The sequence below is a fragment of the Paenibacillus forsythiae T98 genome (assembly GCF_000520735.1).
GTDB classification, from domain to species: domain Bacteria; phylum Bacillota; class Bacilli; order Paenibacillales; family Paenibacillaceae; genus Paenibacillus_AQ; species Paenibacillus_AQ forsythiae.
Genome location: NZ_ASSC01000648.1, coordinates 1 through 10465 on the forward strand (window position 1 = coordinate 1; position 10465 = coordinate 10465).

The following is a 10465-nucleotide window of genomic DNA, read 5'->3' on the forward strand; positions in this document are numbered from 1 at the left end:
GTGGTTGCGGTTCACACCAAGCCGGTGAACATTATGGAATACGAATCCACGGCGATGGCTGTCATGTTCTCCATACTTACCGCATTCGAACTGGCCCACGGCATCGTCAAAGACAAGCTCAGCCATACTCTGCCCCGAATCCGCTCCACCCCCACCCTGACCATTCAGTATGCGCTGGGAAAGCTGCTGGGAATTACACTGGCCATAACCGTTCAAATGACGGTCGTCATCGCAGGCAGCCGGATCATATTCGGAGTCGTATGGCCCAGGATCCCCGAAGTCTTGCTCGTCACAGTCGCATACGGCTTCGCCGTGGGAGCGATAGTGCTAGCCTGCGGATTCGCCGCGAGGAATCATGCAACCATTTCAAGCTTCGCGACGCCGATTCTGTACAGCTTCAGCTTTCTTGGTGGAAGTTTTGTCGACAAGTACAGCTTTCCTGGCGCCTTGCGGGTCATTCAGCAAGCCATTCCCAACGGGAAAGCCATCAATTGCTACCTGACCCTGTTTCAAGGCGGCGGCCTGCGGGAGATTTACCCGGATATGCTGAAGCTTGCCGCCATCGGCGCCGCATTTTTCGGGCTGTCCCTATTCTTACTAAACGGAAAAAGGTGGAGAGAACATGCAGATGTTCATCATGATCACAAAGCAGCTCCGGCTGATGCTTAGAAACCGGACGGCTATGCTTGCCGTTATGGCCGCTCCCATTCTGCTGGCCTACCTGTTCTCGCTGTCTTTGGACGGCGGAAAGACCCCTGTATATGTAGCAGATGCCGACCAGAGCGCGAATTCCAGGCTGTTCATCGCCAGGCTTGCGGACCACAGTGGAATTTCCGTCTCCTCCGCTTCCGAGGCGGAGATCCGGACCAAAATCGGGAACAGCGAGATTACCATGGGACTTGTGCTGGACCGCGGCTTCGGAGAATCCGTCGTCTCCGGCATGACCCCGAGGGCGAGAGTTCTCCAAAGCGCCAGCAATGAAGATGGCGCCAAGCTGGAGCCTGTCATCGCCGAGGAGATCGGCGCACTTGCCAAAGGCACATCCGCAGCGTCGCCCGCCCGACCGGCAGATATAACCGACTCGCGGAAGCAAGAACAAACCGGCCAAAGACTGGACGGCTTCATGGTCATGTTTCTTTGGTTCGCCGTTATCCAAGGGTTTCGGACACTGGTCGATGAGCGGGAGAACGGAACGCTTCAGAGACTGCTCGGGACCCCGGTAAGCTTCGCCAAGTACCTTCTCTCCAAGACTGTGGCATCCTATCTGTTCGGCATTCTGAACATTGCCGTCATCCTGATCGCGGCAACCTATGCGCTGGACATCCGTGTCGCGGCTATCGGACCAGAAGCCCTCATCTTGGCGTCCTATTTGCTCGCGCTGACCGGCATCGTCATGCTGTTCGTTCCGTTCGTCAAGAGCCATCAGAACTTTACGGTATACGGGTCCGCCATTACGGCGCTGACAGGAATTCTTGGCGGATCATTCTTCCCGATCGACGCATCCGCCCCTGAATGGATACGGGCCGTTTCCAGGTGCATTCCGGGATACTGGACTATGCAGAGCTTAAACAGCGTTGCCTATCACGCCGATTCACTTCGCTCCCATCTCCTGCCGGTGAGCCTGCTGGCGGGAACCGGCGCTGCGGGTATCCTCATTTCCTGTACCATGATCACCCGTAAAATGCGCGCTCAATAAAAGCTTTGTCGAAGCAAAGATAAAGGAGCCATTCCATATGAACTCAACTCTATTTTTCAACATCGCCGAATTGATTGCCGGACTGCTCATTAACATTTTCATTGGTCCTCTGGCCGTAGCGCTTTTTCGAAAAGACGGGACCGCCTCCAGGCTTCCTTTGCGAATACTGGGCGTTTATCTGGTCATTAATTCGGTGCCGGGAATATTCCACATCTGACCAAAAGGCGGCTTCGCCGTCCTTTTAGCCGCATAGGCCTCCAGCGTAGCTTCCCCCCTTAACGCTTGAGGGCCAATCGATATCCCAGATTAATAATAAAATTGTAAAAGAGATGCGTCCGCGATACCCGCATCCTTCGGATGAAGGAGGGCAGCGAATAGAATCGGCGGCGGAAATCGAGATAGCCCTCAAGCAGTTCCTCCGAGGTCATATTCCGGGGACGGAAGACGACATCCGTCTTGCCGTTGTACAGACTCCAGTCCTCATTCAGCAGCCGCCGCTCCTCTTTCATCCCGGCATAGACGGGCGTTCGGGGAAGCGGCGTGAGCAGGCTGACGGTTACCCCGTCAATCCCCAGCTCCTCGCAAGCCTCCAATGTATGCCGGAAGGTAGCCGGTGTATCCTCGTCAAAGCCGAACACAATACCGGCCTGTATCATGATCTTGTGCTTGTGCAGCTTCCGGACGATATCGCGGTACGAGTGAACCCGGTTGATTCCTTTGTTGACGCCCCGCAGCGCCGATGGCGAAAAAGACTCCAGCCCTACGAACAGATACAGACAGCCCGCTTCCCTTGCCCGCGTCAATAGCTCGTCATCATTGCAATCGGCAAGGGTCACCTGCGCGGCCCATTTTTTGCCCAATGGCTTCAGGCTCTCCATCAGCTTGGTGGCGTGGGCTTTATCCGCAAAAAAATTATCGTCCCAGAACACGAAAAACTTCGATTTCATGAGCGAGATTTCGCGGATCACCTCCGGGATTGGACGGACGCGGAAGCGGTCATGGTAAATCTGCTTCAGATTGCAGTAGGCGCAGCGGTAAGGGCAGCCCCGTGTCGCGAACACCGCGCCCTTCATCAGCCGGTTTCTCTTTAAGAGATCCCATCTCGGCAGAGGGAGATTCTTAAGAGAAGGTATGCCCTCCGACCGGTAGACGGCCTGTTCTTTTCCTCTATAAAAATCCTCCAGAAACGCCGGCCAGGTCTCCTCCGCTTCGCCGATCAGGATACTGTCGCAGTACCGCGAAGCCTCCTCCGGAAGCAGTGTGACATGAGGCCCGCCCATCACCACCCTGGCCCCTGTTGCCCGGAACTTCTCCGCGATTTGGTAGCAGTGGTAGGCGTTCGGCGTATTCACGGTAATCGCCACCAGATCAAACGCATGGCGGAAGGGAATCTTCTGCCGGTACTCATCCACAAGCGTAATCTCATACTTGCTCTCATCAATGAATCCCGCCAAATACGGCATCGTGATCTGGACGAAGTTGTTAAATTGCTTCCTTCGGAACCGGTTGATCTTCTCGTTCTCCGGCTGGAGCAGCAGAATCTTTTTTCTCATATAACCCCCATATATATCCGGTTCATAAACAATAGATTGACCCTATTTTTCCCTCTAATGGTGTGACGCTAACGAGCTGATAGCTGATAAATGTTGTATTCTTTCCCCTCTAATTATATATTAAAGGCAAGATATAAAATCCTAATGCCAAAAAAGCTTCATTACAACTAATATTAACAAGAAGGTGTAATATATTGGGTTTTGAGGTATGGATTGACTTAATATTATTCTGCGTTTTGTTTGCTCTGTTTGTATACATATTTGCTTCCGTTACCATCACGAACCTGCATAAATTTTATTTATTATTCCACTTTTCCATGATGCTGTGGCCCTTCTGCCAGTTTGCCATCAAAACAACGGAGAATCCTACCTTTCAATTATTTTACTTGAAGTTGGCATTCGTCAACTCGCCTGTACTCACCACAGGATGGCTTCTGTTTACGATCCTCCTCACCAGGCAATCGAAATTTTTGCGCAGAAAGGTATTGCTGTTTCTTTTTGTACCTGCGGTGTTGTCGGCGCTCGGTGTAGTCATCAATCCGGGTGGCTGGTTCGTCCTCCCTTTAAACGGCGGTTACATCCAAAGAATCTATGGGCCTATTTTTTGGTTTAATGTCACGATCCTGATGATCCATTTCGCAGTCTCGCTGTATATCATCTATTTAACGCTTGTATCAGATAACGCGCCTCGTGTCAAAAAACAGGTAATGCACATGGTCAGAGGGATTTTGGTGGTGGCCCTGTTCACCTTGATAGACATACTCCTGAATGTCGTCATGTCCCGGTATTTGCCGGTTATCCCGGGATTGGCGTCCGTTGGCGTCTTACTGTCTGCTATCATTTTTGTTATTGCGATTCACCGGGATAAAGTGTTTGATATTGTGACTATCGCCCATAAGGATATTATCGATACGATCGACCATGGGATTCTGGTGCTGGATGATAACGAAATTGTGGTAGAAATCAATCAGTCGCTGCTTCCCCAAATGAATCTGCGTATAGGCGACCGGTTCAATATGGAGGACATCCTTCCGCAAGAACCGACCCCCGGCAATATCGAATGCTTTCTTCATGCTTACCGGAACCGTCCGATGGAGAGAAGCGAAGTCCAGTTACTGCATCCCATAATCAACCGGCATCTCAACATTCATGCTGCGCCGATCATGGTCAGGGGTCTAATGGTGGGACGAATCATCACGTTTCAGGATATCACCGAGCTTCAGCGCCTCATTGATGAAACCAATCTTCATAATAAAATCCTGCAAGAACACAACGAAGCCTTGCTCAAAATACAAGGCGAGCTGTCAGAGACCAATCAGAAACTGAATCAGATGGCGATAACCGACAGCTTAACCGGTTGCTACAATCGCCATTATTTGACACAGCAGCTCGAGAACGAAGTGATGAAGAACAGGCAGCATCAAATTTCCTTTGCCATTCTTCTATTGGATATCGATTTCTTCAAATTAGTCAATGACAATTACGGCCATTTAGTCGGGGATGAAGTCATCTGCAACACGGTCAAAGTAATCAAGCAGACGCTGCGTCGGACTGACATTTTAGCGCGTTATGGCGGAGAAGAATTTATTATCTATCTGCCCGATACGAATGAATCACAAGCCAAGATTCTGGCCGAACGGATTAAATCCAGTGTCGAGTCGAACCAGGTCATCATCGAAAATACGGCCCATTCGTTATCGATTACCATAAGTATGGGACTTCTGTCCATTAATGATTTTTCGGCTGAACATAGACTAAGCCCCAAATCCTATCTGAATGATTTGTTCGAATCCGTGGACAAGGCCTTATATCAGGCCAAGCATGAAGGGCGCAACCGGATTATCAGTGTTGTAAGGTAAGGTTGTGGGAAAGGAAATACCAGGGCAATCCGCTGATTTCCACTTGCCGTATGCGTGAAATGGCAATTGGATTGCCTTGGTATGCTGGAGACGCCTCTTCTTGTATCGACTATTAACCAAGCAACGGCTTGTTTCTGTGAGTTGCGGGGTCATTATCGTCTCTACCAGCAAGTACACCAAGTAAGATCGAAGCGTCTTCTACTGTCCTTGCCATTGGTCCCGGAGTATCTTGAGAATAGGAATAAGGTATCACTCCTGCACGGCTTATCAAACCAACTGTCGGCTTTATACCAACAATAGAATTTTGTATAGCTGGACTTAAAATGGATGCAGAAGTTTCCGTTCCTACTGCAACACTTGTAAAATTTGACGCTACAGCTACAGCGGAACCGGAACTTGATCCACCCACAAAAAAATCGCCATATGGATTGGATACCTGTCCGCCTTTAGAACTGTAACCAGCCCACATTTTTGATGACATATTCCGCTGGAGACAACAATAACCCCTGACCAGAAAAACCACATCTGACCCCCGTACCTTTCGACAATTGGCTCTGCCAGTGAGAGTCGGATCCGTGATACTCGTTACAAATGAAATGACACGTCCCAGCTTTTCAGGCTCGGACGCTCTCTGAAGCATTGCCATATATAGCCCACTAAAGAGCGGCGCGGCTGCGCCCATAAAGAACGACAGAATCACGAAAGCAACGAAGGCTTCCCTGGGAATCCCACCGCTAATCATGCAGGTCAAGCCGACACGCGAATTCGCATGTTGCGTGCCTGGTTCGTGTGTCTAAGAACCTGTGAGCGTGATATACTAATGATGAATGGAGTTGATTGCGGATGAACGAACTGCTTGATCCCCGAAATGATTTCTTATTCAAACGCATCTTCGGCAGTGAGGAAAACCGGGATGTCCTGCTTGCATTCTTGAACAAAACCTTTATTGAAGCCGGCAGGCCGCTTTTAGTGAAATCGTCCTGCTAAATCCTTATACCGAAAAGGATGCTGCCCGCGACAAACAGTCCATACTTGATATTCGTGGCAAAACTTCAGATGGCGAATTTATCAACGTTGAAATGCAACTGTTCAACAAATACGATACCGAAAAACGGACGATGTTTTATTGGAGTAAACTATACAGTGGACAGCTTCAAGAGGGTCAGTCTTATAAAATGTTGAAGAAATGTGTAACCATCAACATTCTGAATTACTCATTTTTGCCCAACAATCAATATCATAACGTGTTCCATCTACGTGAAGACCGGAGCGGCATTCCGCTGATAGATGACATGGAACTGCATTTCCTCGAATTGCCCAAGCTTGGCGATCACGCCGCTCCTGTTGAGAGTGGTGGATTGGTGAACTGGTTACTCTTCTTGAAAGGCGTCGATAAATCCAATTGGGAGGTGCTGGCGATGAACGAACCTGTGCTGAAAAAAGCGATAGATACATTGGAATTTCTTAGTCAGGATGCCGAAGCCCGTCGATTGTATGAAGACAGACAAAAATATCTGCATGATGAGGCTTCGATGATTGAGGGAGCGTTAGCTGAGGGCGAAGCTCGCGGTGAAGCCCGCGGTGAAGCTCGTGGCGAGAAAAAGAAAGCTGTTCAGATGACCTTAGAGCTTCTTAAGCTTGGAGTGGATACATCTATTATAGTCAAAGCCTCCGGACTGTCTGAGGCTGAAATTATCGCTTTAAAGAAGCAAAACTGAGCCACCAATTGGTTGAAGAGTCAGTCTTATGGAGACTGGCTCTTCGTGCTTTTAACTGCTATGCAGGTGAGTAAAAAGTAGACTTTGCTTCCGCAACCGTCCGGATTATCATTACGAATATGTTCTTCAAGGCATAGTCTTGAACGGTCAGATTCCCCAAATATTCACAATAGGGATTTCGTTTTCGATCCTTAATTTACTTTCTGCAATCCAGTCCTTAAACCATTGATTGTCTGAACCGCTGAATGTTTCATCCCCGTCCCAGTTTCTAAATGAACCAATATATACAATCAATTCTCTTAGTCTTAGAAATAGCGGAATTTGTTTAATCCAATATTCGTCTAATGAATCCTCAAGTATATAGCCCCTCATAAAGTGATTCATGAACCTGCGGGCTTGGTCCTCCCGGTATTCTTTTCCGTCATCACCGCCATAGACATAAACAAGATAATACAGTTGTACTGCTATATCCTCTACAAACCAACTGTACTGGGCTTCATCAAAATCAAAAAGGGTAACTCCCCTATGTTCATCTACCATAAAGTTTCCAACATTGAGGTCACCATGAATAATTCCGTATGATTTTTTATCTTTTGGCAACGCGCTAATCGTCTTGACCAATTCCAAGTAACTATAACGAACGGCGACCTGTGAGTCAGGAATCAGGTCTATATTTTGCAGGAACCAATTCTGGCTCCAATCCTGTCTTTTGGCATTACAATCTTGGGGCTGATACCTTTTTGACAAAGCGTGCAACTTGCCCGTAAGCCGACCAAGCTCCTCATACAGAGCATGATCCTGAAGACATTCCGGGTATTCAACCCTTCTTCCCCGAGCCTTTTCAAATGAAACGCAAGTATAAAATCCATCGGACAAATGAATCACTTCTGTCAAATGACCGTTCTTCGAGAGAACAGGTTTTGAAACTGAAACGCCATTATTTGCAAGGAACACAATCCAATCCAGTTCACTCTGGACTAGCCTCACTGAACGACCTGTACTTGGAGTTAATCTCAGAATAAAGCTTTCTCCATTCAGTTTATACTCGTAGACAATATTCTGGTGTCCTCCGATATAAGAGGCTTGGCTACTACTTGTGCTAAATTGCTTTGCTGCATTCTCAAGTATCTCATTGTTAAAAGAGACGCTACTTTTCATTTAAACTGCCTCCATCTCATTAGTTGAATAAAACGCCAAACCAAATAAACCCTGCTATCAGGATCTAAAAATGATATGCGTCTTATTTCCTCAACTTAATGAAACGAAAGCCTGGTGACATACATATGCCTCTTTTCTAATTGGAATATTACAATTTGATCGTATCCAGATGTTGGATGATTGTCAATCTATCACAGAAACAAGGTTATGCATAATGTAAGTTGATTTCTTTTGTATGGGCTGCTCATAACCAAAAGAATGGCTTCGGGGAACTGCTTGTATGTTGGGCACGCTCCAATTCTTCGGCAAGGATGCTGACGCCCTCTTCAATATCATGCTCATCGGTCCGAATGATGCTAAGACGCAGCAAGTTAAGCTTGGGGAAAGATGAAAGGAATTGCGGATCGGTTGGCAGTACATCAACTCCACGATTCTCCATTCGCTTGACCAAATCTTCTGTACGGGAGTCCGGAATGCGTATTGCAGAGAAGAGCCCGCCGCTAGATTGGATTGTATATAGGCACTCTTTGGGCAATAATCGCTGTGAAATTTCCCTTAGATGTTTAATGCGATGATTGTACAAGGATTTCATTTGCTTCGCATGATGAGCATACATCCCGGACTTCATATAAATGGACACCCCTAAACAAATGTGCTCTAACCAGTTCATTCATTCAATCGTTCTTTATCAACATAGAATAATACGTTTCCATAGTACTTTATAAATCTTTTATAACCGGCATTTCCTTTCAGAACGATTATGGTCGGGTAAGCATTTACTTTGCGTTGTTGTAATGAAGCCAATAATTCTTGCTGTACGATGCAATAAAACCTTCCTTCCTCATATTGAATAAGAAGCGGCGGGGGATCGGATACATAGTCATCCTTTTCATCTGCACGGTTCTCCCCGATATTGTTTCCTTCACACTGTATGAGCCGCAGCGGGAACTTAACGACTCCGAAATATAGAAGATCTTCCTTCATAATATCATGTAAAACGGGAGCAGAATTCCGGGTAAGCAGCAAATAGCATTGGACCCATTCTTCGATCATCCCGACATTCGCATATTGTATAGCTGATTCTAATGTCGGAGAATAGGTTAAATGTCCATCGTCTTTCTTTAAATAGATGATTTTCTTAATGGAATCCAAAGATAAAAAGTATTCGTCCGCCAGTTCCGAAACCGTGATCCCGTGGGCGTATTTATTGCGAATCATTCGATTGCGTCTTTGCAATTGTTCCCGATAACCGGACGTTTCGCCCCATGCCTTTTTTTCTTTCCCAGAAGGAATATAAAGAAGTTTCCCCGCCGCGTATTTCTGGATTTCTTTCAATAGTTCCTCCGGTAGAACATCGCTGGCATTCTCATATTTCATCTCATCACCATCTATAAGGCGTAAATTCGATTTTTCAATTCGCTGATGGATTTCATGATGGACATGCAGGACTCGGTGTCATCAATCGATGCATGCCAACGCAAGGTGTCGATCCCTTTATAATAAGCCATGCATAAGAATCTTTCGTGAAAATCAGGTATGACGATGTCCCTTTTCTTGCAATACTCAACCAACAACTCCGGTATCTTCAAGTAGGGCTTATTTAAGTCCATGATGACAAAATCCAAAAGGAAATCGCTAATGCCGGATCTGCTCCAATCAGGAAAACCGACCGTTGTCTTGCCGTCTGTGATCATATTGGCGAAAAACGTATTGTTATAAACCAAATAACGTTGTCCTTCACAGTAAGGAATTCTGTCCGCCATTTCCTTAAAGTATTTTTCGAAAAAATCACGTTCTAAAACCGTTGTGTCAAACATCTCCCGCCAATTATACCAGTACCCCTCTTTACCATCTGCGAACGTATCGGTCAGAAATTCCCCGCAGGTCCCATATTCCGTTTTACAATCCTCATTAAACTCACCGTAGCCCTCTACTCCCGCTATGTCGGACGAATGAATTTCCAGAATGCCGTCAAAAAACAATTCATGGCAATCTGCAAACTGTTTTGAGCTTAAATGATCGGCAACAAAACCATCCGGTGTCATACTTACCTTTTCGGAAAGCATCGATTTAATGACATCGTCCTTACCCATCCTTTTTATCTCCTTTTCCATTATCAAATTAGGATTAATCAGGTGCGCATCTGATATATGAAAAGGATAGCATTAGATTGGTATGGGATATAGGCAATGAATATCTTTAACCAACTTTACACAGTCCCCAAAAGACTTGCCGCTACTTGTGGTATTAAGGGCCATAGCAACAGCAATCTGAACAGAATAGCATGCCTAATTATCGTCCCCCGGAACAGCTTGAGTTGAGCGAAGAATCAATTTCCACACCGCCCTGGAACAGGCCGAGCCGTTCAATGCTATACCGGATTCGTACCATGTCTACTTTTTTGGTTTTGGGCCAAATCAAATTTCATGTTAATTTATCCTCTACTCCTATGTCATTCGGCTTCGGGACAATGTTCATCTT

At 46.7% G+C, this 10465-nt stretch carries 9 protein-coding genes and 2 pseudogenes; 5 read left to right on the forward strand and 6 right to left on the reverse strand.

What is annotated here, in order from left to right:
* From L692_RS0120095 to L692_RS0120105, 3 genes are all read left to right on the forward strand, one after another.
* On the forward strand, positions 1 to 669 hold a 669-nt coding region (locus L692_RS0120095; RefSeq protein WP_025701840.1), incomplete at its 5' end, for an ABC transporter permease.
* Positions 623 to 1696 (forward strand): ABC transporter permease, encoded by a 1074-nt coding sequence (locus L692_RS0120100; protein ID WP_084463287.1) that lies wholly within the window; start codon positions 623 to 625, stop codon positions 1694 to 1696. The genes L692_RS0120095 and L692_RS0120100, both read left to right, overlap by 47 nt.
* 37 nt (positions 1697 to 1733) lie before the next feature.
* Positions 1734 to 1913 (forward strand): hypothetical protein, encoded by a 180-nt coding sequence (locus L692_RS0120105; protein WP_025701842.1) that lies wholly within the window; start codon positions 1734 to 1736, stop codon positions 1911 to 1913.
* Positions 1914 to 1971: 58 nt separating this feature from the next.
* On the opposite strand, the gene L692_RS29565 is transcribed toward L692_RS0120105, so the two are convergent.
* Positions 1972 to 3249 (reverse strand): B12-binding domain-containing radical SAM protein, encoded by a 1278-nt coding sequence (locus tag L692_RS29565; RefSeq protein WP_036724692.1) that lies wholly within the window; start codon positions 3247 to 3249, stop codon positions 1972 to 1974.
* Between the two features lie 236 nt (positions 3250 to 3485).
* Between L692_RS29565 and L692_RS0120115 the strand changes: the two genes are divergently transcribed.
* Positions 3486 to 5108, forward strand: coding sequence for a histidine kinase N-terminal 7TM domain-containing diguanylate cyclase (locus tag L692_RS0120115; protein ID WP_232238832.1), 1623 nt, complete (start codon positions 3486 to 3488; stop codon positions 5106 to 5108).
* Positions 5109 to 5238: 130 nt separating this feature from the next.
* Here L692_RS0120115 and L692_RS32025 read toward each other — a convergent pair.
* Positions 5239 to 5601, reverse strand: a pseudogene (locus tag L692_RS32025) (amidase family protein); the annotation flags it as partial.
* A 350-nt stretch (positions 5602 to 5951) separates the two neighbouring features.
* Here L692_RS32025 and L692_RS29570 point away from each other — a divergent pair.
* Positions 5952 to 6826, forward strand: a pseudogene (locus L692_RS29570) (Rpn family recombination-promoting nuclease/putative transposase).
* A gap of 147 nt (positions 6827 to 6973) precedes the next feature.
* On the opposite strand, the gene L692_RS0120125 reads toward L692_RS29570, so the two are convergent.
* From L692_RS0120125 to L692_RS0120140, 4 genes are all read right to left on the reverse strand, one after another.
* Positions 6974 to 7984 carry a phosphotransferase enzyme family protein gene (locus L692_RS0120125; protein WP_025701844.1) on the reverse strand — a complete coding sequence of 337 codons (1011 nt, stop codon included), beginning with the start codon at positions 7982 to 7984 and terminating at the stop codon, positions 6974 to 6976.
* 244 nt (positions 7985 to 8228) lie between these two features.
* Positions 8229 to 8612, reverse strand: coding sequence for an aminotransferase-like domain-containing protein (locus L692_RS0120130; RefSeq protein WP_025701845.1), 384 nt, complete (start codon positions 8610 to 8612; stop codon positions 8229 to 8231).
* Between the two features lie 38 nt (positions 8613 to 8650).
* Positions 8651 to 9361: a CD3324 family protein gene (locus tag L692_RS33930; RefSeq protein ID WP_025701846.1), complete on the reverse strand. Its 711-nt coding sequence runs from the start codon at positions 9359 to 9361 to the stop codon at positions 8651 to 8653.
* A gap of 11 nt (positions 9362 to 9372) precedes the next feature.
* Positions 9373 to 10077, reverse strand: a complete 705-nt coding sequence (locus L692_RS0120140; RefSeq protein WP_025701847.1) for a hypothetical protein — start codon at positions 10075 to 10077, stop codon at positions 9373 to 9375.
* Between the last annotated feature and the right edge of the window lie 388 nt (positions 10078 to 10465).